Genomic DNA, 25,050 nt, shown 5'->3' on the forward strand with positions numbered 1-25,050 from the left:
ATATCGGGACAATACGGGAGGCGACATGCCGTACTACCGCAGCGTCGGCGAGGTGCCCCGTAAGCGGCACACCCAGTTCCGCCAGCCCGACGGCACCCTCTACACCGAGGAACTGATGGGCCAGGAGGGCTTCTCCGCCGACTCGTCCCTGCTCTACCACCGGCACCCGCCGACCGCGATCGTCGCCGCCGAGGCGTTCACCCCGCCCGGGTACACCCGGCTGCCCAACCACCCGCTCAAGCCGCGCCACCTGCAGACCCACAAGCTCGACGGCGCGGGGGCCGACCCGGTGCTCGGCCGGCGTCACCTGCTCGCCAACGACGACGTCCGGATCGGGTACGCGCTGGCCGACCGGCCGTCCCCGCTCTACCGCAACGCCACCGGCGACGAGTGCCTCTACGTCGAGGCGGGCACCCTGCGGTTGGAGTCCACCTTCGGCGCGCTCGACCTGGTCGCCGGCGACTACGTGGTCATCCCCACCTCGACGGTCCACCGGCTGGTCCCCACCGGCGACACCCCGGTCCGGCTGCTGACCATCGAGGCCACCGGACACATCGGCCCACCCAAGCGCTACCTGTCGGTACGCGGCCAGTTCCTCGAACACTCCCCCTACTGCGAGCGGGACGTCCGGGGGCCGGACGCGCCCCTGCTGGTCGACGACACCGACGTGGAGGTGCTGGTCCGCCACCGGGCCCGGACGGCCACCGGCACCGCCTGGACCCGACACGTCTACGCCCACCACCCGTTCGACGTGGTCGGCTGGGACGGCCACCAGTACCCGTGGGCGTTCTCCATCCACGACTTCGAGCCGATCACCGGCCGCCTCCACCAGCCGCCGCCGGTGCACCAGACCTTCCAGGGCCCCAACTTCGTGATCTGCTCGTTCGTGCCCCGCAAGGTCGACTACCACCCGGATGCGATCCCGGTGCCCTACCACCACCACAACGTCGACTCCGACGAGATGCTCTTCTACACCGGCGGCAACTACGAGGCCCGGCGCGGCTCCGGCATCGGGCAGGGCTCGATCTCGCTGCACCCGTCCGGCTTCACCCACGGCCCGCAGCCCGGCGCGGCGGAACGCTCGATCGGCGTCGACTTCTTCGACGAACTGGCCGTCATGGTCGACACCTTCCGCCCCCTCGACCTCTGCGACGCCGCCGTCGAGTGCGAGGACCCGGGCTACGCCTGGACCTGGAACCGCCAGCCCTGACCCGCCGGGTACCGCGATCAGGCACCGCTGAGCAGCGACCTTCCCGGCGCGTCGGGTCGCCCAGCCGTCGCCGGTCGGAGGTGGGGCGCGAGGCTAGGCGACGCCCGCACGGGTGGCGGCGATCAGCGTCGCCGGCACCGCGAGGGCGATCGCGAGCACCAGCGGCCACGGGCTGCCCACCAGGGCGAACAGCAGGAGCAGGGCCGGCCCGGCCGGGACGGCGTACACGGCGAACGCCAACGCGCGGTCCTCGCGGCGCAGCGCCGGCAGGACCACCCGACCCAGCTCGGGCACCCGCCGGGACAGCTGCCAGGCCAGCAGCGCGCCACCGGCCGCCGCCAGCACCGCCACCACCCGGCTCGCCCCCGCCCCGCCGGCGGCCAGGAACGCGAGCAGCAGGCTGGCGACCAGCGACCAGCCGCTGCCGACCAGGACGAGCCGGCGCAGCCCGGTCCACAGCGGCAGCTTCTCCGCCCGCGCCGGCTGCACCGGCGCCAACGCGGCCACCTGCTCCAACGCCAGCACCCAGCGCCGCCGCTCCAACCGCAGCACCCCCGGGTCGTGCCGCGCCTCGGCCAGCTCCGGATCGAGCCGCAACGCCTCCCGGTAGGCCCGCTCGGCCAGGTCGAACAACTCCAGCCGGCCGGCGACCAGGGCCAGCACCAGGTGCGCCTGCGGCTCGTCGGGGGCCAGCTCCACCCCACGCCAGGCCGCGTTCAGCGCCGGCTGGCCGTTGCGCGCCTCGGCCAGGATCGCCGCCGCGCTCCGCTGGGCGTACGCGTCGGTCGGCCCGGCCGCCAGGATCCGATCGGCGGTACGCGCCGACTCGACGTACTCCCCCAGGTCGGCGAGGGCGATCGCCCGGACGACCAGTGCGGCGGTCGGCACCCTCGCCGGGGCCTCCCCCGACGGGCCGGATTCGCCGGCCGGGCCGGGTACAGCGGCCGGGCCGGGGAAGGAGGGTGCCCCCGGCTGGTCGGAGCCGAGCGGCGGTGCGGGCCGGTCCGGCGACGATCCGGTCGGTTCGGGCAACGTCGGAGGGCCCGCCTGTCCCGGCGCCGCCCATGATCCGGTAGGGCCCGCCGGCACCGGCCCACCCGACCGGTCAGCCGGGCCCGGGGACACAGCCGGGCCCGGGGACACAGCCGGGCCCGGGGACACAGCCGGGCCTGGAGACACGGGCGGGCCCGGGGGCACAGCCGTACCAGGCGGCACAGCCGGGCCCGGGGGCACCGGCGGGTGCGGCGGTCCGGGGAACGGTGGGGTGTCGGGGCGGGGTGGGGCGATCGCCGCGTCGGCGGCGGCGAGCGCCTCGCCGGGGCGGCCAGCGGCGAGGTGCAGCCGGGCCAGCAGCGTCAGCGCGGCCGGGTCGGCGGGGGCCAGGACGAGCGCGAAGCCCAACTCCTCGGTGGCCTCGTCGTGGCGGCCCAACTCGGCGAGGAGCTGGGCCCGCTGCCGGTAGCCGTCGAGGGGCGACTCGTCGTCGGTCATCGTGGCCCTACCCGGCCGCCGCGTCATAGACCAGGGCCACCGCGATACCGGCGAGGCCCTCGCCGCGCCCGGTGAAACCGAGGCCGTCGCTGGTGGCGGCGGTGACGGTGACCGGTGCGCCGACCGCTGCGGAGAGCACCCGCTGCGCCTCGTCGCGCCGTGGCCCGATCCGGGGCCGGTTGCCGACGACCTGCACCGAGACGTTGCCGATCGCGTACCCGGCGGCGCGGACCCGACGGGCGGACTCGGTGAGCAGCGCCACCCCGGAGGCGGCGGCCCACTCCGGCTCGGCCACCCCGAAGTTCGCCCCGAGGTCACCGAGCCCGGCGGCGGAGAGCAGCGCGTTGCAGGCGGCGTGCGCGACCACGTCGGCGTCGGAGTGCCCGGCCAGGCCGTCCTCACCGGGCCAGTGCAGGCCGGCCAGCCAGCACGGCCGGCCGGCGGCGAAGGCGTGGATGTCGGTGCCGACGGCGACCCGGGGAACGATCATGGATCGAGGGTACGCGTCAGTGGCCGGCGGCCAGCAGGTGCTCGGCCAGGGTCAGGTCGAACGGGCGGGTGACTTTCAGCGCGTACTCCGAGCCGGGGACGCAGAACACCGGTACGCCCTGCTGCTCGACCAGTCCGGCGTCGTCGGTGAGCGGGTCACCGGCGGCGGCGTGTGCGGCGGCGAGCACCTCCCGGCGGAACCCCTGCGGGGTCTGCACGGCCCGCAGGGCGGACCTGTCGACGGTGGCGAGGACGACGCCAGCAGCGTCCACCTGCTTGATCGTGTCGCTGACGGGGAGGACCGGGATCACCGCGTCGTGCCCGGCCCGGACTGCTGCCGCCACCGCCTCGACGAGCGCGGGTGGGGTGAGCGCCCGCGCCGCATCGTGCACCAGCACGATGTCGGGGCTGGACGGCACCGCCGCCAGTGCGTTCGCCACCGACGCCTGGCGTTCGGCACCGCCCGCCACCACCAGGACCGGGGCGACCGGGGTCAGCAACTGCCGGACGGCGTCGACCTCGGTGGCCGGCGCGGCGACGACGACGGTGTGCACCGACGGGGCGGCGGCGATCCGGCGTACCACGTGCACCAACAGGGGTTCACCGCCGAGGAGCCGGAGCGCCTTGGGACCGCCCGGACCGAGGCGTACCCCGGCACCGGCCGCAGGAACGAGGACCGCGACGTCACCGCGCGGATTGGGCTGCGCGGTCACGTCGCGGTCCTCGGGAATTCTTCGCTGCGGGGTGGGTACGACGATGCGGTCGGATCAGGCCTCGGTGAGGACCTTGTCGAGCAGCGTCTCCGCCTCGTCCTTGGTGCTCTTCTCGGCCAGCGCGACCTCGCCGACGAGAATGTCGCGGGCCTTGGCGAGCATGCGCTTCTCACCCGCGGAAAGGCCCCGCTCCCGCTCCCGACGCCACAGGTCGCGGACGACCTCGGCGACCTTCAGCGGGTTGCCGGAGGCCAGCTTTTCCAGATTCGCCTTGTAACGCCGCGACCAGTTGGTCGGCTCTTCGGTGTGCGGTGCACGGAGCACGTCGAAGACCTTTCCCAGGCCCTCTTCGCCGACCACCTCGCGCACACCCACGATCTCGGCGTTCTCGGCGGGCACCCGGACCGTCAGGTCACCCTGTGCGACCCTGAGGACCAGGTATTCCCTGGGCTCACCCTTGATGACCCGAGTCTCGATTGCCTCGATGAGTGCGGCCCCGTGGTGGGGGTAAACAACGGTCTCGCCGACGCTGAAAACCATAGGTTCGAAACCCCTTTCGCTGTGTCTAGGGTAACACGCTCAGGCACCAATGTCCCGCTGCCGTCCTGACCGTTGGCGCAGCTCAGGGGCCCTGTGAGAGGTGTTGCTTCGGCTTGACAGGCGGCCAAACCAGTGGTTCAAACACGCTCCGTGAGCAGCGGATGACAACCCGGTACGGGTGATCGGAGCGTGGATTTCTCGGGCTATGCGCTCTTCCCATGGTAGCCCGCGGGCGTCCGGACCGCCCAGGTCTAGCGGCAGGAGGGTCCGTGCGGGACGCTGGAGGGGTACCGCACACCGCTCGCCGCACCGCTTACCGGGGGGTCCGATGGGCAAGCCCGACGCCGAGGGACAGGGTCCGTCCGAGGAACTGCCCGACCTGCCGCCGGAGTGGGGCCGGGTGGTCGTGCCGGACGACGCGTCGGCGCTGGCCGAGGAGGCCGCCCAGCTCCGTCGCGAGCTGCGCCGACGCACCTCGGCCACCCGGTGGCGACGCCGGCTGGGGCTGACCGCCCGCCCCGACGGCCGGCCACCGCTCGGGCTGCCCCTGCTGTTGCTGCTGGTGGCGGTGCTCGCCACCAGCGTCGGCCTGGTCACCGTCACCTGGCCCCGGTCGTCGCGGGGCACCGACCGCCCGACCGTCCTGCCGCAGTCGGCCACCCCGGCACCCCTGTTCGGGCGGTCGCTGCCCGCGCTGGACCTGGTCGACGTCGACCAGACACCGGTGCCGCTGCGCGGCCTGCTGCCCGCGATGATCGTTCTGGTGGACGGCTGCGCGTGTGCCGCGCAGGTGGCCGCCGCCGCCAGCGCGGCACCCGACGGCGTGCAGGTGGTCACCGTCGCCGGCGGACGTGAGGTGACGCCCGCCCCGCCGGTCGGCGGCCCGGTCCGCGCCCTCGCCGACCCCGCCGGGGAACTACGCGCCGCGCTGCACCTGACCGCCCGGCCCGACACCGCCCCGGCCCTGCTGGTGGACCGGGCCGGCACGGTGGTCCGGGTGCTGCCCGAGCTGGGTGCCGCCGCCGACTACCGGAACGACCTGGTCCGGCTCGCCGGCTGACCCGGGGCCGCCCGCCCAGGACGCAGGGCCGCCCAGGACCCGGGGGCGCCCGGAACCCGGGGGCGCTGCCGGCGGCACGTCGACCGGCCCGCTCAGGGCAGCGCGACGACCTGCGCCTCCAACTCGACCGAGCCGGGGCCCACCGCCGAGAACTCCAACCGGGTGCCACCCAGCGGGCCGGTCAGCTCCCAGGCGACCAGCTCGCCGTCGCAGTCCGCCTGCCGGCGCTGCGGCGGATCGTCGTGCAGCACCGAGACCAGCAGCGTCCCGTCGCCCGAGCAGCGGTACTGGAACAGGTGCCGTGCGCCGTCGGGGGCCGACTCCCGCAGGACCGGCGCCCGGCCGGACACCAGGGTCATCCGCTCCCGCCACATGGTGTCGGTGAACGTCGGCAGCCCCACGTCCGGGTCACCGGAGGAGCCGGGCAGCTCGGTCGAGCCCAGCACCCGCCCGGTGCGGCTGTCGAGCACTACCACCCGCCGGGTGGCCTCCGCGAGGGCCGACGGTGCCGGGGACACCGTCTCCGCCGACCCGACCGGGTCGACCGCAGGGGCGGCGGCCGACCACCACCAGCCGCCCCCGACCAGGGCGAACAGGGCCGCGCCGGCCAGCACCGCACCGCGCAGCCGATCACTGCCGCCCCTCTCGACCCCCACCCGGCGAGGGTAACCAGGAGCCGACGACGACGCTTGGCGCAGCGCCGATCGCACCCTCCCCGACCAGGTCATCTGCCCACCCGCCGGCCCCCGGGCCAGCCGTCCGCCGGCCCGGGGTGCCGGACCCGCAGGCTCGCCACGGCGGCACCGGCCCGCTCCGGCCACCCCGGGGCCGGGGTTCCGGACCGGGGCGCGGCACAGGGCCGGCGGTCAGGTCAGGGTCGGCGTTCGAGGAGGGCGGCGTAGAGGGTCAGCCCCGGGCCGAAGGCGAGCAGCACGACCCACCGGGGCGGCACCGCCGCCCGCAACAGCCGGTCCAGGATCAGCAACACCGTCGGCGACGAGCAGTTGCCGTGCTCGTCGAGGACCGCCCGGGAGGCCGCCAGCGCGTCGGCGGGCAGGGTCAGTTCCCGCTCCACCACGTTGAGGATGCGCGGCCCGCCCGGGTGCACCGCCCAGCCGTCCACCTCGGCGATCGTCGTGCCGTGCCGGGTCAGCAGACCGTCCACCAGCCCCCGGACGTGCGCCGAGAGCACCTGCGGCACCTTCGGCGACAGGCCCATCCGGAAACCGGTGTCGGTGACGTCCCAGGTCATGTGGTCGGCCGTCGAGGTGTCGGTGACCGAGGCGACCTCGCGCAGCGCGTATCCCCGGTCGGTGGTTTCGGTCCCCGGGACCAGCACGGTGGCCACCGCGGCGTCGGAGAACAGGGCGTGCGAGACGATCTGCTGGGTGTCCATCCGGGCCGACGCCGGCTGGATGTGCAGGCTGGTCAGCTCGGCACAGAGCAGCAGCGCCGGCCGGCCCCGCGCGGTGACGAAGTCGCCCGCCGCACCCAACCCGGGCAGGGCCGCGTAACAGCCCATGTGCCCGACGAACATCCGCTGGGTCTCCGCAGCCATGCCGAGGTCACGGGCGAGGAGGATGTCCAGCCCGGGGGTGGCGTAACCGGTGCAGGAGCAGACCACGAACAGCCCGAGGTCGCCCGCCGCGAGGCCGGCGTCGGTCAACGCCCGGCCGATCGCCTCCTTGCCCAACGGCAGCGCCTCCACCTGGTAGCGCCGCATCCGCCGGTCGGTCGGCCAGTCGGAGACGTCCTCCAGCAACGGGTTCACCGCCGCCTGCCGGTGCGACACCCCCGAGTTGGCGAAGATCCGCTCGGCCAGGGCCCGGGTGGGACCCGAGAAGTGCGCCGCGAAGTAGCCAGCCCAGAGTTCGTCCTGCCGGGCGCCGGGCGGATGTGCCGCCCCCAGCCCCGCGATCAACGGCACGGCCATCTGTCCCCACCTCTCGTCCACACTGCCCGTCCGGCGGCCACGCCGACCTCCGTCACCCTCACCAACGAGGGGCAGTTCCGTCGCGGTCCGGGTCACCCCCGAGCACCGCCACCCCGAGCCAGTCGGCGCACACGTCCGACGTCGCCGGATGCAGCGAGCCGCAGCGGGCGTCCCGGTAGAGGCGTTCCAGCGGGTGGCCCCGCCGGGTGGCCGAGGTGCCGGCCGCCTCCAGCATGGACGCCGCCACCTCCGCCGCCGTGGTACCGGCGAGCAGCTTGGCCCGCCACACCCACCGGTTCGTCTCGGCGTCGCCGGGGGCGTCGTCGACCCGGCGGGCCGCCTCGGCCACCACCAGCTGCGCCGCCGCCACCGCCGCGTCGGCCCGGCCGAGCCGGGCCCGGACCGCCGGCAGGCCACCGAGGTCCCGCGCGGTGAGGTGCTCGGCGGCGGCGTCCACCGCCGCCCGGGCCACCCCCACGTAGACGGCGGCGTAGCTGGCCACCAGCCAGTGCGGCATGAGCTGGGCGACGACCAGGGCCAGCCCCTCCACCCCACCGAGCAACCGGTCCGCCGGCACCGTCACGTCCAGGTGCAAATCGTGCGACGAGGTGGCCCGCATCCCCAGCGCGTCCCAGGTCGGCTCCACGGTCACCCCGTCCCCGGCCGGCACCAGGAACTGGGAGACCACCGACGGGTCGGCGGCGCTGCGGGCGGCCACCAGGTAACCGTCGGCGTGCCCGGCCCCGGAGCAGAACGTCTTGCTCCCCTTGATCCGCCAGCCGCCGTCGACCGGCTCGTAGACCGTGCTGAGCCGGGACAACCGGGCCCCCGCGCCGCGCTCGCTCATCGCCACCGCGTACCAGGCGCCCTCGGCCGCCGCGCGCAGCAGCCGGTCCCGGGCGACCAACGCCTCGTCCGGGACGCCCAGCGCCTCGGCCAGTTCCTCGGTGACCGCGCCGAGCGCGCCGGTGACCGAGGCGTGCATGTTGAACACCAGCGCGGTCGCGCCGTTGCCCCGGGCCAGCTCGGTGGCGACCGCCGCGTACCCGGCGAAGGAGGCGTCCGCGCCGCCCAGCCCGGCCGGGACCATCAGCCCGAACAGCCCGGACTCCCGCAGGTCGGCGAAGTCGTCGGCCGGGAACGTGCCGTCCCGGTCGTGCCCGGCCGCCCGCGCGGCGAACCTCGGCGCCAACCGGCGGGCCGCCGCCAGAGCGTCCACAGTCATACGGTCCCCTTCCTGGGTGTTCCTGGTACCCCGAACCGGGGCGGCTAGCCGTGCCGGACCCCCCGACCCTGGTAGAGCACCGCCGTCGACCAGGTCGGACGGATCGCGGGCCCGTCGTGGGAGACGTCGCGGGCGGCACCCCCACGGGTACGCCGCACCAGCCAGCCCAGCGTCGCCCGCAGCCCCGGCCGGACCCCCCGCACCCGCAGGGCGACGCCGTGTCTGGCGCACTCGACGACCAGCGCCCGGTCGTCCACGAACAACCGTGGGTCGTGGATGCCCCGGGGCACGGTGGGCAGGCGTTCACCCAGCTCCACCGCGACCAACCGGGCCAGCAGCGTGTCGTTGAGGGTGTCCAGCACGAGCAGCCCGCCGGGGCGCAGCAGCCGGCACGCCTCGGCGACCGCCGCCCGCCAGTCCGGCACGTGCTCCAGCACCTCGCCGGCCGCCACCACGTCGGCGCACCCGTCGGCGAGCGGCACCGCCGTGACGTCACCGGCGAGCGCGGTGACGCCGTGCGCCGCCGCCTGCTCCAGGGCCGACCGGGTGAGGTCCACCCCGACGTGCCGGTAGCCCTTGCCCACCAGGTGCGGGGCCATCAGCCCGGCACCGCAGCCCAGGTCGACCAGGACCGCGTCGGGCCGGGACGCCGGTGGCACCAGGGCGGCGCGGGCCCGGGCCAGCCAGTGCAGCATCGCGAAGGCGCCGTCAGGCCGCCACCACTCGCCGGCCAGGTCGTCGTACTGGCGGGGGTCGTTGGGGGGCAGCACCCGGGCACCGTTGGACACCGGACCGTCACGCATGGCATCGAGCGTGGCACGACCGGCCGGTAACGACCAGACTTCCCTTATGTCGCGGACGGTGTTAGGGCTGGTCAGGGCGAGTCATCCGGAACCCGGCCTCGCGGTGACCACGGTGGCCGGACTGCTCGCCGTCGGGGTCGGCCACCGTCCGTCCGGGACGGTGGCCGTGGTGCTCACCGTGCTGGCCAGTCAGCTCGCCGTCGGCTGGACCAACGACGCGGTGGACGCCGGGCGGGACGCCACGGTGGGGCGTACCGACAAACCGGTCGCCGCCGGGGCGGTGGGTCGCCGGACGGTGGTGGTGGCCGCCGTGCTGGCCGCGCTCGCCACCCCGCTGCTGGCGCTGACCACCAACCCGGTCGCCGCGTTCTGGTTCACCCTCGGCCTGGTCTCGGCGCTGCTCTACGACTGGCCGCTGAAGTCCACCCCGGTCTCGGTGCTGCCGTACGCGGTCTCCTTCGGCTCGCTGCCCGCCTTCGTGGTCCTCGCCCTGCCGGGTGCCCCCGCGCCACCGGCCTGGCTGGTCGTCGCGGGGGCCTGCCTGGGTGCCGGCGCGCACTTCGCCAACGTGCTGCCCGACCTGGCCGACGACGCCCGTACCGGGGTGCGCGGGTTACCGCACCTGCTCGGCGCCACCGGGAGCCGGCTGGCCGCCGCCGGGCTGCTGTTCGCCGCCACCGTCGCCCTGGTCCTCGGGCCACCCGGGCCACCGTCGTGGGTCGGCTGGTCGGCCGTCGCGGCGGCCGTCGCGGTGCCGGCCGTCGGCTGGTACGCGGGCCGCGCCGCCACCCGCCGCGACGGCCGCTCGGTGGCCGCCTTCCGGGCGGTGCTGGTGGTGGCCCTGATCGATGTGGTGCTGCTGGTGGCGAGCGGTCGGGTGATCTGAGCGGCACCCGCCCGGGTGGCGGCACCGGGTCCGTGTGCGGTCCTCGATCAGCCCCAACTACCCTGGAGCGCGGTCTGCGCGGGTATGACCACCCCGCGCCCGGGGCATGCACCGGGTGGGGATCGTGACGAGGAGGACCGACGTGACGCGCTCGATCAGGGGTTCCCGGCGGGCCACCCTGCTGCTGGTCGGCCTGGCGGGGGCGACCGCCCTGCTGGCCACGGGCTGCGGGGCGGGCCAGGTGTCCGAGACCGCCAACAAGCAGCCGTCGGTCCAGGGTGTAAACGTCCAGACGTCGGACAACGCCTACAAGGTGCGCGGCCTCTACGTCGCGTACCCGGGTGACAGCGGCCTCGCCGCCGGGGCGAACGCCGCGCTCAACGCGGTGATCTACAACGACACCCGGGACCCGGTCACCGTCACCGTCACCACCGACAGCGCCCGGCAGATCGTGCTCACCGGGGCCACCGGCTCGGCCAGCCCCTCCGGTTCCGCCTCCCCGGCCGAGAGCGCCTCGCCGTCGGGCAGCGCCTCCCCGGCGGAGACCACCTCCCCGGACGGCAACGCCTCCCCGTCCGAGGGAGCCTCCCCGTCCGAGGGTGCTTCCCCGTCCGAGGGAGCCTCCCCGTCCGAGGGTGCCTCCCCGTCCGAGGGTGCCTCTCCGTCCGCGCCCGCCGGTCAGCCGGCCCGGATCGAGATCCCGGCGCTGAGCTACGTGCAGCTCAACGTGCAGAACGGCCAGCACCTCCAGCTCATCGGGATCAACGAGGCGCTGCGCACCGGCCAGCAGGTCAACCTGACCTTCGACTTCGGCGGCGGTCGTACCGTCAGCACCCCGGTCCCGGTCGGGGTGCCGCTGAGCCCGGCGCCCCCGGCCTCCCCGATCGTGCACCGCGAGGGTGGCGAGGAGAGCGGCCAGGAGGGCAGCTCCGGCCACGGCGGCTGACCCCGCGAGCGAGACACCGGCACCGCCGGCGTGGCGACGGCCACGCCGGCGGTGTTTTCGTCACCGGTGAGGGTTAGCGTCCTGGGGTGACCACCCCCCGATCGACTCCCGCCCGTGGCGCGTCCGGCGCGTCCCGGAGCCGGGCCGCCCGTGAGCCCCGCCCCGCCTACGCGTGCGACGCCTGCGGCCACCAGCCACCCAAGTGGGTGGGCCGCTGCCCGGAGTGTGGCGAGTGGGGTTCGGTGGTCGAGTGCACGGTCACCGGCCCGGTCGTCTCCGGTCGGGTGGTCAGCTCCCGGATGCCGGCCGAGCCGGCCCGACCGATCGCCACGATCAGTGCCGCCCCGGCGCGGGCCCGACCCACCGGGGTCAGCGAACTCGACCGGGTCCTCGGCGGCGGCCTGGTCCCCGGCGCGGTGGTCCTGCTCGCCGGGGAGCCCGGGGTGGGCAAGTCCACCCTGCTGCTCGACGTGGCGCAGCAGTGGGCGGCCACCGCCGGCAGCCCGTCGCTGGTGGTCAGCGGCGAGGAGTCGGTCAGCCAGGTCCGGCTGCGCGCCGAGCGGATGGGGGCCCTGCACGAGCAGCTCTGGCTGGCCGCCGAGAGCGACCTGAGCGCCGTGCTGGGCCACCTCGACGCGGTCAAGCCGGGCCTGCTGGTCCTCGACTCGGTGCAGACCATCTCCACCACCGGCAGCGAAGGGGTGCAGGGCGGGGTGACCCAGGTGCGGGCCGTCACCGCCGCCCTCGTCGCGGTCGCCAAGGAACGCGGCATCGCCACCGTGCTGGTCGGCCACGTCACCAAGGACGGCCAGGTCGCCGGGCCCCGGGTGCTGGAGCACCTGGTCGACGTGGTGCTGCACTTCGAGGGCGACAAGCATTCCTCGCTGCGGATGGTCCGGGGCGTCAAGAACCGGTTCGGCGCGGCCGACGAGGTCGGCTGCTTCGAGATGCACGAGGGGGGCATCAGCAGCCTGGCCGACCCGTCCGGGCTTTTCCTCACCCGCTATTCCGAGCCCGTCCCGGGCACCTGCGTCACGGTGGCGATGGAGGGGCGGCGGGCGCTGCTGACCGAGGTGCAGGCACTGATCGGCGCTACGGTGGCCGGCTCGCCCCGGCGTACGGTCTCGGGGCTCGACGGAGCCCGGTTGGCGATGGTGCTGGCGGTGCTGCAACGCCGCACCGAGCGGCTGACCCTGCACGACCGGGAGGTCTTCGCGGCCACCGTCGGCGGGATCCGGGTGGTCGAGCCGGCCGCCGATCTCGCGGTCGCGCTGGCGGTCGCCTCCGGCGGGCTCAACCTGTCCATCGCGCCCCACCTGGTGGCGATCGGCGAGGTCGGGTTGACCGGTGAGGTGCGCCGGGTCGGCGCGGTCCCCCGGCGACTCGCCGAGGCGGCCCGGCTGGGCTTCCGGACGGCCCTCGTCCCCACCGGATGCGGCCCCGAGAGCACCGGCGCCGGCCCGGACACCATGCGGGTGATCGAGGTCACGGATGTCCGGTCGGCGCTCCAGGCGGTCGCCCGCGCATCCGCTGAGTGACGGACGGTGGCGAAGCGCCGGGGACCGGTCAGGCCATACCGGACAACGCCCGCCAGGTCAGGCGGGTGGGAAAATCCGACGCCGTGGCACATCACAGTAACCACGAGAGCACCCACCGCAGGGCAGTCCGTAGACTGTGCGCGTGCCGACCGACCGCGACGCCGCCAAGCCTGCCGGCGCGACGCCCCACACCCGCGCCGCCGCCGTGGGCTCACCCACCCGTCCGATCAGCGTGAGCGTGGCCGGGGCCACCGGCAGCGCCGGTGATCCGCTGCGGGCCAACCTCGCCCTGATGGCGCCCGGCACCGCGTTGCGCGACGGGCTCGAACGCATCCTGCGCGGTCGTACGGGCGCACTGATCGTCCTCGGCTACGACAAGGTCGTCGACGGGATCTGCACCGGTGGCTTCCCGATGGACGTCGAGTTCTCCGCGACCCGGGTCCGGGAGCTGTGCAAGATGGACGGCGCGGTGGTGCTGTCCAGCGACGGCACCCGGATCGTGCAGGCCGGGGTGCACCTGATGCCCGACCCGTCCATCCCCACCGAGGAGTCCGGCACCCGGCACCGCACCGCGGAGCGGGTGGCCCGGCAGACCGGCTACCCGGTCATCTCGGTCAGCCAGTCGATGCGGATCATCAGCCTCTACGTCAACGGGCAACGGCACGTCCTGGACGACTCGGCCGCGATCCTCTCCCGGGCCAACCAGGCCCTGGCCACCCTGGAGCGCTACAAGCTCCGCCTCGACGAGGTCTCCGGCACCCTGTCCGCACTGGAGATCGAGGACCTGGTCACCGTCCGGGACGCCGTCGCCGTCGTACAGCGGCTGGAGATGGTCCGCCGGATCGCCGACGAGATCGCCGGTTACGTGGTCGAGCTGGGCACCGACGGCCGCCTGCTCGCCCTGCAACTCGACGAGCTGATGGCCGGCGTCGACGCCGACCGCACTTTGGTCATCCGCGACTACCTGCCCACCGGCCGCAAGTCGCGCACCCTCGACGAGGCTCTCGTCGAGTTGGACCTGCTCGGCGCGACCGAGCTGATCGACCTGGTCGCGGTCGCCAAGGCGATCGGTTACCCGGCCGCCTCCGACGCGCTCGACGCGGCGGTCAGCCCCCGCGGGTTCCGGTTGCTGGCCAAGGTGCCCCGGCTGCCGGTGGCCATCGTCGACCGGCTGGTGCTGCACTTCGGCAGCCTCCAACGTCTGCTCGGGGCCACCGTGGAGGATCTCCAGGCCGTCGAGGGGGTCGGTGACGCGCGGGCCCGGGGCGTACGGGAGGGGCTGTCCCGGTTGGCCGAGGCGTCCATCCTGGAACGCTACGTCTGACCGGGGTGGGCCACCGGGGCTGACCGGCTCGTCGGTGCGGGTCGGCACCTCCGGGATCAGCCGGTGACGACCAGCTTGACCGGCTCGCTCAGCTTGGTGCCCACCCGGGCGAAGACCTGGTAGGTGCCGGCCGGCGGGTTGGGGCCCGAGGCCACCCCCTGGCTGCAGCGGCTGGCGTCCATGCCGTTCCAGGTGAGCTGGTAGGTCCGTTCGAAGCCGGGGGTGAAGGACTGCACGTCGGAGCCCTTGCCGGTGCCGCAGGTGTCCGAGGACCAGACCTTCTCCGCGCCGGACTTGATGAACAACTCCTGCACGTCCGCACCGACGTCCCGGCTACAGGTCCGCTGGGACGTATTTTTGATCTTGAGGGTCAGGTCGACCGGGGCACCCTGGCGCACCTCGGCCGGGAGCGCCACCGGGGTCACCTGGACCTCGCTGTTGGTGCAGGTGCCGTCGTCGTCCACCCGGGCCGGGCTAGCCGGCGCCGGCGGATCGGCCGACGGCGCGCTGTTCGTGCCCGGCTCGGCGCTCGACGCGGCCGACGAGTCCGGCGCACCGGCCGCACCCGACGGCGACGCGGACCCGGGGGCCGGCGACGCGACCGTCGGGGAGGCCCCGCCCGCCGCCGGGGCCGACGTCGGACCCCCGGCACCCCGTGTGGTGCCGGTGTCCCCCGATCGGGTGCACGAATAGAGCAGGACAACCAGGAAGAGAAGCCCCGCTCCGAGTACGACGGCGCGACGCCGCCAGTACACGGCGGAGGGCAGGGGACCGACCGTCAGACGCATGATGCCCCCACCGTAGCGGCGTGACGCACGAGGACCGACCACGACTCGCCGGGCATCGGCCGGCGGCGGGGAAACCACACTCCACCCACGACAGTCACCCGGAATCCGCCCCGACCCGCGTCACAGGTAGACCTTGCGCTGATACACCGCGTGCGCGCTGGCCACCCGGTCCAGGAAGAGCAGCCCGGCGCAGTGGTCGATCTCGTGTTGCAGGGCACGGGCCTCGAAGCCGTCGGTGACCAGCCGGACCAACGCGCCGCTGCCGGGCAACGCCCCCTCGACCACCAACCGGCTGGCCCGCTTCACGTCACCGGTCAGATCCGGCACCGACATGCAGCCCTCCCGACCCGGCTTCCAACGGCTCGCCTCCACCACCCGGGCGTTGCAGAGCACGAACGTGCCGTGCACCGTCACCGCCTTGGGATGACCGGTCACATCCACCGCGAACACCTGCGCACCCACCCCGACCTGCGGTGCCGCCAACCCCACACAGCCAGGCGACACCCGCATTGTGGCCACCAGGTCGGCGGCCAGCCGGACGGTCTCCTCGGTGGTCGGGTCGACCTGCGGTCCCGGCCGGCTCAGCACCGGCTCGGGGGCGCACACCACCCGACGCACCTCCCCCGGCACCCCCAACGCCGCCGGAGTCCAACCACCAAGCCCGACGTACGGTTCCTCACCCACGGTGCCACCTCGGTTCGCTGCTGCGCAGCCCAGACACCCCGCTCACAGCACCAGCCCGCGTTCGCGACTGCGGGGCTCGCAAACCCCGCTCACTCCTCGCGCTCACAGCACCCACCCGCGTTCGCGACTGCGGGGCTCGCAAACCCCGCTCACTCCTCGCGCTCACAGGAGGTCCGGGTCGGCGGGGCGCAGGGAGAATCCGACACCCAGGTCGGCGGCGACCCCGGCGAGTCGGACGGCCAGGTCGTCGGCGCTGCCCGGCGGCAGGTCCACCTCGGCCACCACCACGTAGAGCGGACCGGCCAACCGGGTGGAAAGATCCGTCACGTTGCCGCCGCTCTCGGCGACCACCCGGGTCATCGCCGCCACGATGCCCATCCGGTCCGCGCCGTGCACCGCCAGCACGTACGGCTCACCCGCCGGAGCCGTCGTACCGTCCGGGGTGACCGCGCGTACGGTGGCCAGCAGTTGACCGTCGGCAGCCAGCGGCGTCAGGGCGGCCTCGACCTCGGCGGCGGCCGGGCCGACACAGATCAACGTCATCGCGAAGTGACCGCGCAACCGGGTCATGGTCGAGTCGGTGAGGTTCGCACCGAGCCGGGCGAGCACCTCGGCCACGTCGGCCACGATGCCGGGCCGGTCCCGACCGATGACGGTGATCGCGAGCTCGCTCATCCGGGCATTCTGCCCGATCCGCCCGGCGACCCGGTGACGCCCCGCCCGGCCCGCCCAATCAGCGGGAAGGCATCGCGTGACATCATCGTCGGCGCGATGACTGAACCGACCTTCACCACCCTGGTCAGCCGGTGGTACGAGCAGAACGCCCGCGACCTGCCCTGGCGGACGCCCGGCATCGGCGCCTGGCCGATCCTGGTCAGCGAGGTCATGCTCCAGCAGACGCCGGTGGTGCGCGTCCTGCCCGCCTGGCACGCCTGGCTCACCCGCTGGCCCGATCCCGCCGCCCTCGCCGCCGACACCCCGGCCGAGGCGATCCGGATGTGGGGTCGCCTCGGCTACCCCCGCCGGGCGGTACGGCTGCGCGAGTGCGCGGTGGCGATCGTGGAGCGGCACGGCGGGCGGGTGCCCGACCAACTGGACCAGTTGCTGGCGTTGCCCGGCATCGGGACGTACACGGCGCGGGCGGTCGCCGCGTTCGCCTACGGTCAGCGGCACCCGGTGGTCGACACGAATGTCCGGCGGGTCGTCTCCCGGGCCGTCGCCGGTGCACCGGATGCCGGCCCGGCCACCACCCCGGCCGACCTGGTCGCCTGCGCGGAGCTGCTGCCGGTCGAACCGGCCGCCGCGGCCCTGGCCAGCGCCGCCTTTATGGAACTCGGTGCGATCGTCTGCACCGCCCGTTCACCGCGTTGTCCGGCCTGCCCGGTCGAGTCGGTCTGCGCCTGGCGGGCCTCCGGCCAGCCGGCGCCCACCGGGCCGACCCGCAAGACCCAGCGGTACGCGGGCACCGACCGTCAGGTGCGCGGGCTGCTGCTCGGGGTGCTCCGGGACGCCACCGGTCCGGTGCCGCACCAGCGGCTCGACCAGGTGTGGCACGACGACGTGCAACGGGCCCGGGCACTCGCCGCGCTGGTCAAGGACGGCATGGTGGAGCCGGTCGGCGAGGAGCATTTCCGGCTCATCGGGGATGGTCCCGCCACCCAACCGATTCCCGGCTGACCCGCCCCCACCGGGGCTGCGCTGGCCGACGGCAGGCAGAAAGGGCGACGGCCCGGTGGCTCGCGCCACCGGGCCGTCGCCCTTGTGCTCTGTCCTACCGAACCGTCAGGTCCTACTCACCGGCGGTGGCGGCACCACCCAGGTCGGCCGGGACGGCGTCCGGCACCTCGGCCGGGCGGTCCGAGCCGTGGAAGACCAACTTCGACTTCTCGATGTCCTCCGGGTCCCCCTCGCAGTCCACCACCACGATCTGACCGGGGGTCAGCTCGTTGAACAGGATCCGCTCGGAGAGGTTGTCCTCGATGTCGCGCTGGATCGTCCGACGCAGCGGACGGGCCCCCAGCACCGGGTCGAAGCCCTTCTTGGACAGGTACTTCTTGGCGTTGTCGGTCAGCTCCAGACCCATGTCCTTGTTGCGGAGCTGGCCCTCGATCCGCTGGATCATGATGTCCACGATCGAGAGGATCTCGTTCTGCCGCAGCTGGTGGAAGACGATGGTGTCGTCGATCCGGTTGAGGAACTCGGGCCGGAAGTGCTGCTTCAGCTCGTCGTTGACCTTCTGCTTCATCCGGTCGTAGGTGGACTCGGAGTCCTCCGACTGCTGGAAGCCCAACGACACCGCCTTGGCGACGTCCCGGGTGCCCAGGTTGGTGGTCAGGATGATGACCGTGTTCTTGAAGTCCACGATCCGACCCTGGCCGTCGGTGAGCCGGCCGTCCTCCAGGATCTGCAGCAGGGTGTTGAACACGTCCGGGTGGGCCTTCTCGATCTCGTCGAAGAGCACCACCGAGAACGGCCGACGACGGACCTTCTCGGTCAGCTGGCCACCCTCGTCGTAGCCGACGTAGCCGGGAGGGGCCCCGACCAGGCGGGAGACCGTGTAGCGGTCGTGGAACTCGGACATGTCCAGCTGGATCAGCGCGTCCTCGCTGCCGAACAGGAACTCGGCGAGCGCCTTGGACAGCTCGGTCTTACCGACACCGGACGGGCCGGCGAAGATGAACGAGCCGGACGGCCGCTTCGGGTCCTTCAGACCGGCCCGGGTACGCCGGATCGCCTTCGAGACCGCCTTGACCGCGTCCTCCTGGCCGATGACGCGCTTGTGCAGCTCGTCTTCCATCCGCAGCAGCCGGGAGGTCTCCTCCTCGGTCAGCTTGTAGACCGGGATACCGGTCCAGTTGCCCAGAACCTCGGCGATCTGCTCGTCGTCGACCTCGCTGACGACGTCCAGGTCACCGGCCTTCCACTCCTTCTCCCGCTGCGCCTTCTGCCCCAGGAGCTGCTTCTCCTTGTCCCGCAGCTGGGCGGCCCGCTCGAAGTCCTGCGCGTCGATCGCGGACTCCTTGTCGCGGCGCACCTGGGCGATCCGCTCGTCGAAGTCACGCAGGTCTGGCGGCGCGGTCATCCGGCGGATGCGCATCCGGGCCCCGGCCTCGTCGATCAGGTCGATCGCCTTGTCCGGCAGGAACCGGTCGGAGATGTACCTGTCGGCCAGCGTCGCGGCAGCCACCAGGGCGGCGTCCGTGATCGAGACGCGGTGGTGCGCCTCGTAGCGGTCCCGCAGGCCCTTGAGGATCTCGATGGTGTGGGCCAGCGACGGCTCACCCACCTGGATCGGTTGGAAACGACGCTCCAGCGCGGCGTCCTTCTCCAGGTGCTTGCGGTATTCGTCGAGGGTGGTCGCGCCGATGGTCTGGAGCTCACCACGGGCCAGCATCGGCTTGAGGATGCTCGCCGCGTCGATCGCGCCCTCGGCGGCACCCGCACCGACCAAGGTGTGAATCTCGTCGATGAACAGGATGATGTCGCCCCGGGTGCGGATCTCCTTGAGCACCTTCTTGAGGCGCTCCTCGAAGTCACCCCGGTAGCGGGAGCCGGCGACCAGGGCACCGAGGTCGAGGGTGTAGAGCTGCTTGTCCTTGAGCGTCTCGGGCACCTCGCCCTTGATGATCTTCTGGGACAGGCCCTCCACCACGGCGGTCTTGCCGACGCCGGGCTCACCGATCAGGACCGGGTTGTTCTTGGTGCGGCGGGACAGCACCTGCATGACCCGCTCGATCTCCTTCTCGCGCCCGATCACCGGGTCGAGCTTGCCCTCACGGGCAGCCTGAGTCAGGTTACGACCGAACTGGTCCAGCACGAGGCTGGTCGACGGGGCGGCCTCGCCCGGCGCGGTGCCGGCGGCGGCCGGCTCCTTGCCCTGGTAGCCGGAGAGGAGCTGGATCACCTGCTGGCGGACCCGGTTGAGGTCGGCGCCCAGCTTCACCAGCACCTGGGCGGCGACGCCCTCACCCTCGCGGATCAGCCCGAGCAGGATGTGCTCCGTGCCGATGTAGTTGTGGCCGAGCTGCAGCGCCTCGCGCAGGGACAGCTCCAGCACCTTTTTGGCCCGGGGCGTGAACGGGATGTGCCCGCTCGGCGCCTGCTGGCCCTGGCCGATGATCTCCTCGACCTGCTGACGGACGCCCTCCAGGGAGATGCCGAGGCTCTCCAGGGCCTTGGCGGCGACGCCCTCACCCTCGTGGATCAGGCCCAGCAGGATGTGCTCCGTACCGATGTAGTTGTGGTTGAGCATCCGGGCCTCTTCTTGGGCCAGGACGACAACCCGTCGCGCTCGGTCGGTGAACCGCTCGAACATGCCCTCGTGCTCCTCACGTGCCGTGCGCCTCGACTGCGAGATCTTGGCGGGGCCGGTGCGCAGACGTCCGGGACGGGCGTCCGCACCTCCTTACTCTATCGCCGCTGACCGACTCCGCTGAGGTCGTGTCTCCTCGTACCGAGCCGTTCCGACGTCGTTTTGACCAACCATCCGCGCTCAGGAGGTGTTCCGGCACCCCAGCCTGTACGCGCAGAGCGAAATTCACCCGGGGTGCGCAACGCCCTCCGGGGGGTTCCGTGGGTCATCCACAGGCTGTGGACGAAGTCTCCACCGCCTGTGGACAACGCCTGCGGACCCGGAGAACTTCCCGCCCCGCACCGCCCGCAGCCCCACCCACCGGCCCCCGCCGGCGGGTGACGTCGGCCGGCCCGACGGCCACCGGGCTGCTGCCCCCCAGACGGCGACGCCGGCCGAGGGGTGCCCCGAGACGGCGACGCCGGCCCGGAGGGGTGCTCCGGCCCGGCGTCGGTTCGCCACTGACAGCTCAGCGGGTCGCGTGGTACTCGTCGACGATCTCCTGCGGGATACGACCCCGGTCGGAGATGTCCTTGCCGTTCTTCTTGGCCCACGACCGGATCGCCTTGTTCTGCTCGCGGTCGGCGGTCGCGCCGCCCCGGCCCCGGGCGGCCCGGCCACCCACGACCACGCCGCCCCGGCCGACCCGGGTGCCGGCAGCTACGTACGGCGCGAAAACGTCCCGCAATTTGTCGGCGTTGGAGTTCGACAGGTCGATCTCGTACTGAACGCCGTCGAGGGCGAACTTGACGGTCTCGTCCGCGTCCCCGCCGTCCAGGTCATCGACCAGCTTGTGAATGATCTGCTTGGCCACGTCCCACATTCCTTTCGAGCAGGGTGCTCCTGCAATAGGAGCACGATAACCCCCCCGACGCTTGCCGCGTCAATAGGACGCCGTAACGACCCGGCAAAGGTCTCACCGGAGGCTACTCGGGGCGGACCAAGGGGAAGAGGATGGTTTCCCGAATTCCCAGCCCCGTCAGCGCCATCAACAGCCGGTCGATTCCCATTCCCATACCCCCGGCCGGCGGCATTCCGTACTCGATCGCCCGGAGAAAGTCCTCGTCCAGCCGCATGGCCTCGTCGTCGCCCCGGGCACCGAGCTGCGCCTGCGTCACCAGCCGCTCCCGCTGCACCACCGGGTCCACCAGCTCCGTGTACGCGGTGCCCAGCTCGAAACCGAGCACGTAGAGGTCCCACTTCTCGGCCAGGCCGGGCTCGGTGCGGTGACCCCGGGTCAACGGGCTGGTCTCCTCCGGGTAGTCCCGTACGAAGGTCGGCGCCTGGAGGCTCGGCACCACCAGTTCCTCGAACAACTCCTCGGCCAGCTTGCCCGGCCCCCACTTCGGGTCGACCGCGAGCCCCACCTTGTCGGCGTACTCCACCAGGCGGGTCCGGTCGGTGCGGACCGTGACCTCCTCGCCGAGCGCCTCGGAAAGCGCCCCGAACAGGGTCACCGACCGCCACTCGCCACCCAGGTCGAACTCCCGACCGTCGGCGTGGGTCACCGTCGTCGAGCCGCTGACCGCCACCGCCGCCTGCTGCACGAGATTACGGGTCAACGCCGCCATCGTGTCGTAGTCGCCGTACGCCTGGTAGGTCTCCAGCATCGCGAACTCCGGCGAGTGCGACGAGTCGACTCCCTCATTGCGGAAGTTGCGGTTGATCTCGAACACCCGGTCGACCCCGCCGACCACGGCGCGCTTGAGAAACAGTTCCGGCGCGATTCGCAGATACAGATCAGTACCGAGCGCATTGCTGTGGGTCACGAATGGGCGGGCCGCCGCGCCGCCGTGCAGCAACTGGAGCATCGGCGTCTCGACCTCGATGAATCCCTGACCGTGCAACGAGTCACGCAGGCTGCGTACCGCCGCAGCCCGGGTCCGGACCATCTGCCGGGCCTGCGGACGGACCACCAGGTCCACGTAACGCTGCCGGACCCGGGCCTCCTCGCTCAGCGGCTTGTGCGCCACCGGCAACGGGCGCAGCGCCTTGGCGGTGACCGCCCACTCGTCGGCCAGCACCGACAGCTCACCGCGCCGGCTGGTGATCACCTCGCCGGTGACACCCACGTGGTCACCCAGGTCGACCAGGCGCTTCCAGGCGTCCAGCCGCTCCGCGCCGACCCGGTCCAGGGAGAGCATCGCCTGCAACTCGGTGCCGTCGCCGTCGCGCAGGGTGGCGAAGCAGAGCTTGCCGGTGTTCCGTACGAAGATCACCCGGCCGGTGACCGAGATCCGGTCCCCGGTCGCGGTGTCGGTGGGCAGCTCGGCGTACCGCTCGCGCACCTCGGCCAGGGTGCTGGTCCGGGGGTAGCCGACGGGGTACGGGTCGATGCCCTCGGCGAGCATCCGGTCCCGCTTCTCCCGGCGGACCTTCATCTGCTCGGGAAGGTCGTCGGCGGGGTCCACTGGCACGGCGTTCTGCTCGGTCACGGCACGCTTCCTCGGCTAAGGGAGTTTCGACTGGGTCAGCCCATGAGCGTACTCATGCCCCCGAGCGGCCGTTACGGGATAACCTGCCCGGCATGGTCGAGCACACCCGGGCACGGTCCTTCGGTACGGTCGCCGCCGACTACGACCGGTTTCGACCCGGTTATCCGGCCGAGGCGCTGCGCTGGGCGCTGGCCGGCGCGGGTGCGGGTGCGGCTGCGGGCGCCAGCGTGGTCGACCTGGGCGCCGGCACCGGCCTGCTCACCCGTGACCTGCGGGCCCTCGGCCACCGGGTCACTCCGGTCGAACCCGACCCGGCGATGCGGGCCCGGCTCGACACGGCCGTTCCCGGGACCACCGCCCTCGCCGGCTGCGCCGAGGCGGTCCCGCTGCCCGACGCGAGCGCCGACGCGGTGCTGGTCGGCCAGGCCTACCACTGGTTCGACCGGGAACGCGCGCACGTCGAGATCGCCCGGGTCCTCCGGCCGGACGGCATCTTCGCCCCGATCTGGAACATCCGCGACGAAACGGTCGGCTGGGTGGCCGAACTGGGGCGGATCGCCCAGATGGGGGAGAACGTCAGCGACCTGACCGTGAAGGTGACCACCTTCGGTGCGGCCTTCGGCCCGGTCGAGCTGGGCCGGTTCACCCACCGGACGACCGTCACCTCCGACGAGGTCCTCGGGCTGTTGCGTACCCGATCACACTGGTTGGTCGCCGCCCCGCAGCAGCGGCAACGGCTGGAGCGGGAGCTGCGCGAGCTGTTCGCCACCCACCCCGACCTGGCCGGCCGGGAGACCGTCGAGCTGCCGTACCAGACGCTGGTCTTCCGGGCCCGGCGGCGGTGAACCGCCGCGACCGGCCGTCGTGATCAGGTGTTGCGCTCGTAGACCATGCGCAGCCCGATCAGGGTGATCATCGGCTCGTGGTGGGTGATGGTCCGGCACTCGCCGATCACCACCGAGGCCAGCCCACCCGTGGCGATCACCGCGCGGACCTGGCCCAACTCCTCGGTCATCCGCTCGACGATCCGGTCGACCTGCCCGGCGAAGCCGAAGTAGAGGCCGGACTGGAGACACTCCACGGTGTTCTTGCCGATCACCGAGCGGGGCTTGTTGGCCTCCACCTTACGCAGCTGGGCGGCGCGGGCCGCCAACGCGTCGAAGGAGATCTCGATGCCCGGGGCGAACGCCCCACCGAGGAACTCCCCCCGACCGCTGATCACGTCGAAGTTGGTGGTGGTGCCGAAGTCCACCACGATCGACGGACCCCCGTAGAGGGTGTACGCGGCCAGCGTGTTGACCACCCGGTCCGCGCCCACCTCCTTCGGGTTGTCGATGGCCAGCTGCACACCGGTGCGGACCCCCGGCTCGACGACCACGCTCGGCAGGTCGGCGTAGTAACGGGCCAGCATGGTCCGCAGCGAGCGCAGCGCCGCCGGCACCGTCGAGCAGGCGGCCACCCCGGTGATCTCCACGGCGTCACCGGCGAGCAGCCCCCGGAACATCAGACCCAGCTCGTCCGCTGTCGAACGGGCGTCGGTCTTGATCCGCCACGAGTGCACCAGCTTGTCGCCGTCGAAGGTCGCCAGCACGGTGTTGGTGTTTCCGATGTCGATGCAGAGCAGCACGCACGCAGCCTAGACGCCGACCGGCCCACCGCAGGCGAGCAGTGGGCCGGACCCGCTGCCCCGCACCGACGGGTAGCCGGCGGCCCGGCCGGCTCACCGCTCGCGCAGGTCCAGGGCGATGTCCAGGATCGGCGAGGAGTGCGTCAGGGCACCCACCGACAGGTAGTCCACCCCGGTCGCCCCGTACTCGGCGGCCACCTCCAGGGTCAGCCCACCGGTCGCCTCCAGCTCGGCCCGGTCGCCGACCGCCGCGACCACCTCGCGCAGGGTCGCCGGGGACATGTTGTCCAACAGCAGGAAGTCCGCGCCGGCCTCCACCGCCTCCACCGCCTCGGCCGGGGTGTCCACCTCGACCTGCACCGGCACCTGCGGGAAGGTCTGCCGGACCCGACGGAAGGCCGCCCCGACACCACCGGCGGCCAGCTTGTGGTTGTCCTTGATCATGGCGACGTCGTACAGGCCCATCCGCTTGTTGGTGCCGCCGCCGGCCCGGACCGCGTACTTCTCCAGCATCCGCAGGCCCGGGGTGGTCTTGCGGGTGTCCAGCACCGTCGCCTTGGTGCCGGCCAGAGCGTCCGCCCAGGCCCGGGTGTGGGTGGCCACCCCGGACATCCGGGAGAGCAGGTTCAGCGCGGTGCGCTCGGCGGTGAGCAGCAGCCGGGTCGGGCCGGTCACCGTCGCCAGCACCTCACCCCGGGCCACCCGCGCGCCGTCGTGGGCCACCACCACCACCTCGACGGTACGCTCCGCAGCGCTCACCTCGCCGACCAGCTCGAACACCGCCGCCGCCACCGCCAGCCCGGCCACCACCCCGTCCTCCCGGGCCACCAGGTCGGCGGTGTCGGTCTGCCCGGCCGCAATGGTGGCGACGCTGGTGACGTCGACGAAGTCCGCCCCCAGATCCTCGGTGAGCGCGTCGACGATCACCCGCCGGACCCGCTCCGGGTCCAGCCCGCCCGCCGTCAACGCCTGTCGCGTCGGTTCCCGCACTGCATTTCCTTTCGTTC

General features: G+C 73.1%; 23 protein-coding genes and 2 pseudogenes. 8 read left to right on the top strand and 17 right to left on the bottom strand.

The features are described from left to right. Positions 1-25: 25 nt before the first annotated feature. On the top strand, positions 26-1,210 hold the full coding sequence (locus AB0B63_RS21230; RefSeq protein ID WP_357021288.1) for a cupin domain-containing protein: 1,185 nt from the start codon (positions 26-28) through the stop codon (positions 1,208-1,210). Between the two features lie 93 nt (positions 1,211-1,303). Here AB0B63_RS21230 and AB0B63_RS21235 read toward each other — a convergent pair. The 5 genes and pseudogenes from AB0B63_RS21235 to AB0B63_RS21255 form a co-directional block, all read right to left on the bottom strand. After that, positions 1,304-2,110 (bottom strand): annotated as a pseudogene (locus AB0B63_RS21235) (hypothetical protein); the annotation flags it as partial. Between the two features lie 357 nt (positions 2,111-2,467). Next, positions 2,468-2,701: pseudogene (locus tag AB0B63_RS21240) on the bottom strand (tetratricopeptide repeat protein); the annotation flags it as partial. 7 nt (positions 2,702-2,708) lie between these two features. Next, positions 2,709-3,191: a 2-C-methyl-D-erythritol 2,4-cyclodiphosphate synthase gene (gene ispF / locus AB0B63_RS21245; protein ID WP_208567781.1), complete on the bottom strand. Its 483-nt coding sequence runs from the start codon at positions 3,189-3,191 to the stop codon at positions 2,709-2,711. Positions 3,192-3,207: 16 nt separating this feature from the next. Continuing rightward, positions 3,208-3,903, bottom strand: a complete 696-nt coding sequence (gene ispD, locus AB0B63_RS21250; RefSeq protein WP_357021293.1) for a 2-C-methyl-D-erythritol 4-phosphate cytidylyltransferase — start codon at positions 3,901-3,903, stop codon at positions 3,208-3,210. A gap of 54 nt (positions 3,904-3,957) precedes the next feature. After that, positions 3,958-4,443: a CarD family transcriptional regulator gene (locus AB0B63_RS21255; protein WP_013288937.1), complete on the bottom strand. Its 486-nt coding sequence runs from the start codon at positions 4,441-4,443 to the stop codon at positions 3,958-3,960. 328 nt (positions 4,444-4,771) lie between these two features. Here AB0B63_RS21255 and AB0B63_RS21260 point away from each other — a divergent pair, with 328 nt between their 5' ends. After that, the gene (locus AB0B63_RS21260) at positions 4,772-5,503 is read left to right on the top strand and encodes a hypothetical protein (protein WP_357021299.1); all 732 of its coding nucleotides are present in this window, start codon (positions 4,772-4,774) and stop codon (positions 5,501-5,503) included. 92 nt (positions 5,504-5,595) lie between these two features. On the opposite strand, the gene AB0B63_RS21265 is transcribed toward AB0B63_RS21260, so the two are convergent. The 4 genes from AB0B63_RS21265 to AB0B63_RS21280 form a co-directional block, all read right to left on the bottom strand. Beyond that, positions 5,596-6,159, bottom strand: coding sequence for a hypothetical protein (locus AB0B63_RS21265; protein WP_357021302.1), 564 nt, complete (start codon positions 6,157-6,159; stop codon positions 5,596-5,598). 215 nt (positions 6,160-6,374) lie between these two features. Next, positions 6,375-7,436: a type III polyketide synthase gene (locus AB0B63_RS21270; protein ID WP_357021305.1), complete on the bottom strand. Its 1,062-nt coding sequence runs from the start codon at positions 7,434-7,436 to the stop codon at positions 6,375-6,377. A 58-nt stretch (positions 7,437-7,494) separates the two neighbouring features. Next, positions 7,495-8,661, bottom strand: coding sequence for an acyl-CoA dehydrogenase family protein (locus tag AB0B63_RS21275; protein ID WP_357021308.1), 1,167 nt, complete (start codon positions 8,659-8,661; stop codon positions 7,495-7,497). 44 nt (positions 8,662-8,705) lie between these two features. After that, positions 8,706-9,464, bottom strand: coding sequence for a methyltransferase domain-containing protein (locus AB0B63_RS21280; RefSeq protein WP_357021311.1), 759 nt, complete (start codon positions 9,462-9,464; stop codon positions 8,706-8,708). A gap of 46 nt (positions 9,465-9,510) precedes the next feature. Here AB0B63_RS21280 and AB0B63_RS21285 point away from each other — a divergent pair, with 46 nt between their 5' ends. The 4 genes from AB0B63_RS21285 (at position 9,511) to disA (ending at position 14,158) form a co-directional block, all read left to right on the top strand. Next, positions 9,511-10,350, top strand: coding sequence for a UbiA family prenyltransferase (locus tag AB0B63_RS21285; RefSeq protein ID WP_357021315.1), 840 nt, complete (start codon positions 9,511-9,513; stop codon positions 10,348-10,350). A gap of 142 nt (positions 10,351-10,492) precedes the next feature. Then, positions 10,493-11,296 (top strand): hypothetical protein, encoded by an 804-nt coding sequence (locus AB0B63_RS21290; protein ID WP_219465053.1) that lies wholly within the window; start codon positions 10,493-10,495, stop codon positions 11,294-11,296. Between the two features lie 86 nt (positions 11,297-11,382). Continuing rightward, entirely contained in the window at positions 11,383-12,834 is a 1,452-nt protein-coding gene (gene radA / locus AB0B63_RS21295; RefSeq protein ID WP_208567772.1) for a DNA repair protein RadA, read from the top strand. A gap of 142 nt (positions 12,835-12,976) precedes the next feature. Further along, positions 12,977-14,158, top strand: a complete 1,182-nt coding sequence (disA, locus tag AB0B63_RS21300; RefSeq protein ID WP_208567771.1) for a DNA integrity scanning diadenylate cyclase DisA — start codon at positions 12,977-12,979, stop codon at positions 14,156-14,158. Between the two features lie 56 nt (positions 14,159-14,214). Here disA and AB0B63_RS21305 read toward each other — a convergent pair whose 3' ends face one another. The 3 genes from AB0B63_RS21305 to AB0B63_RS21315 form a co-directional block, all read right to left on the bottom strand. Further along, a complete protein-coding gene (locus tag AB0B63_RS21305; protein WP_357021320.1) occupies positions 14,215-14,946 on the bottom strand; it encodes a hypothetical protein in 732 nt (243 codons plus the stop codon). Positions 14,947-15,066: 120 nt separating this feature from the next. Next, positions 15,067-15,630 (bottom strand): peptide deformylase, encoded by a 564-nt coding sequence (locus AB0B63_RS21310; RefSeq protein ID WP_357021323.1) that lies wholly within the window; start codon positions 15,628-15,630, stop codon positions 15,067-15,069. 162 nt (positions 15,631-15,792) lie between these two features. Beyond that, positions 15,793-16,305, bottom strand: coding sequence for an ACT domain-containing protein (locus AB0B63_RS21315; RefSeq protein WP_208567768.1), 513 nt, complete (start codon positions 16,303-16,305; stop codon positions 15,793-15,795). Positions 16,306-16,401: 96 nt separating this feature from the next. Between AB0B63_RS21315 and AB0B63_RS21320 the strand changes: the two genes are divergently transcribed. Next, positions 16,402-17,307: an A/G-specific adenine glycosylase gene (locus AB0B63_RS21320; RefSeq protein ID WP_208567767.1), complete on the top strand. Its 906-nt coding sequence runs from the start codon at positions 16,402-16,404 to the stop codon at positions 17,305-17,307. A 112-nt stretch (positions 17,308-17,419) separates the two neighbouring features. Here the strand turns inward: AB0B63_RS21320 and AB0B63_RS21325 are convergent, their stop codons facing one another. The 3 genes from AB0B63_RS21325 to lysS form a co-directional block, all read right to left on the bottom strand. After that, the gene (locus tag AB0B63_RS21325) at positions 17,420-19,945 is read right to left on the bottom strand and encodes an ATP-dependent Clp protease ATP-binding subunit (protein WP_208567766.1); all 2,526 of its coding nucleotides are present in this window, start codon (positions 19,943-19,945) and stop codon (positions 17,420-17,422) included. Between the two features lie 505 nt (positions 19,946-20,450). Next, positions 20,451-20,795: an Lsr2 family protein gene (locus AB0B63_RS21330; RefSeq protein ID WP_168222573.1), complete on the bottom strand. Its 345-nt coding sequence runs from the start codon at positions 20,793-20,795 to the stop codon at positions 20,451-20,453. A gap of 112 nt (positions 20,796-20,907) precedes the next feature. Beyond that, positions 20,908-22,416 carry a lysine--tRNA ligase gene (gene lysS, locus AB0B63_RS21335; protein ID WP_208567765.1) on the bottom strand — a complete coding sequence of 503 codons (1,509 nt, stop codon included), beginning with the start codon at positions 22,414-22,416 and terminating at the stop codon, positions 20,908-20,910. Positions 22,417-22,508: 92 nt separating this feature from the next. Between lysS and AB0B63_RS21340 the strand changes: the two genes are divergently transcribed. Continuing rightward, a complete protein-coding gene (locus tag AB0B63_RS21340) occupies positions 22,509-23,261 on the top strand; it encodes a class I SAM-dependent methyltransferase (RefSeq protein WP_357021328.1) in 753 nt (250 codons plus the stop codon). A gap of 23 nt (positions 23,262-23,284) precedes the next feature. On the opposite strand, the gene AB0B63_RS21345 is transcribed toward AB0B63_RS21340, so the two are convergent. Both AB0B63_RS21345 and nadC read right to left on the bottom strand, forming a co-directional pair. Further along, on the bottom strand, positions 23,285-24,043 hold the full coding sequence (locus AB0B63_RS21345) for a type III pantothenate kinase (RefSeq protein ID WP_208567763.1): 759 nt from the start codon (positions 24,041-24,043) through the stop codon (positions 23,285-23,287). Positions 24,044-24,136: 93 nt separating this feature from the next. Beyond that, positions 24,137-25,033 carry a carboxylating nicotinate-nucleotide diphosphorylase gene (gene nadC, locus AB0B63_RS21350; RefSeq protein WP_357021332.1) on the bottom strand — a complete coding sequence of 299 codons (897 nt, stop codon included), beginning with the start codon at positions 25,031-25,033 and terminating at the stop codon, positions 24,137-24,139. Between the last annotated feature and the right edge of the window lie 17 nt (positions 25,034-25,050).

This window comes from Micromonospora sp. NPDC049081 (genome assembly GCF_040648835.1).
GTDB classification, from domain to species: Bacteria; Actinomycetota; Actinomycetes; order Mycobacteriales; family Micromonosporaceae; genus Micromonospora; species Micromonospora antibiotica.

What these genes read in the sequence shown, in the direction of transcription:
- AB0B63_RS21230 (WP_357021288.1), top strand. Translation starts at nt 26, where the DNA reads ATGCCGTACTACCGCAGCGTCGGCGAGGTGCCCCGTAAGCGGCACACC.
- ispF (WP_208567781.1), bottom strand. Translation starts at nt 3,191, where the DNA reads ATGATCGTTCCCCGGGTCGCCGTCGGCACCGACATCCACGCCTTCGCC.
- AB0B63_RS21255 (WP_013288937.1), bottom strand. Translation starts at nt 4,443, where the DNA reads ATGGTTTTCAGCGTCGGCGAGACCGTTGTTTACCCCCACCACGGGGCC.
- AB0B63_RS21260 (WP_357021299.1), top strand. Translation starts at nt 4,772, where the DNA reads ATGGGCAAGCCCGACGCCGAGGGACAGGGTCCGTCCGAGGAACTGCCC.
- AB0B63_RS21270 (WP_357021305.1), bottom strand. Translation starts at nt 7,436, where the DNA reads ATGGCCGTGCCGTTGATCGCGGGGCTGGGGGCGGCACATCCGCCCGGC.
- AB0B63_RS21275 (WP_357021308.1), bottom strand. Translation starts at nt 8,661, where the DNA reads ATGACTGTGGACGCTCTGGCGGCGGCCCGCCGGTTGGCGCCGAGGTTC.
- AB0B63_RS21280 (WP_357021311.1), bottom strand. Translation starts at nt 9,464, where the DNA reads ATGCGTGACGGTCCGGTGTCCAACGGTGCCCGGGTGCTGCCCCCCAAC.
- AB0B63_RS21285 (WP_357021315.1), top strand. Translation starts at nt 9,511, where the DNA reads ATGTCGCGGACGGTGTTAGGGCTGGTCAGGGCGAGTCATCCGGAACCC.
- AB0B63_RS21305 (WP_357021320.1), bottom strand. Translation starts at nt 14,946, where the DNA reads ATGCGTCTGACGGTCGGTCCCCTGCCCTCCGCCGTGTACTGGCGGCGT.
- AB0B63_RS21315 (WP_208567768.1), bottom strand. Translation starts at nt 16,305, where the DNA reads ATGAGCGAGCTCGCGATCACCGTCATCGGTCGGGACCGGCCCGGCATC.
- AB0B63_RS21320 (WP_208567767.1), top strand. Translation starts at nt 16,402, where the DNA reads ATGACTGAACCGACCTTCACCACCCTGGTCAGCCGGTGGTACGAGCAG.
- AB0B63_RS21325 (WP_208567766.1), bottom strand. Translation starts at nt 19,945, where the DNA reads ATGTTCGAGCGGTTCACCGACCGAGCGCGACGGGTTGTCGTCCTGGCC.
- AB0B63_RS21340 (WP_357021328.1), top strand. Translation starts at nt 22,509, where the DNA reads ATGGTCGAGCACACCCGGGCACGGTCCTTCGGTACGGTCGCCGCCGAC.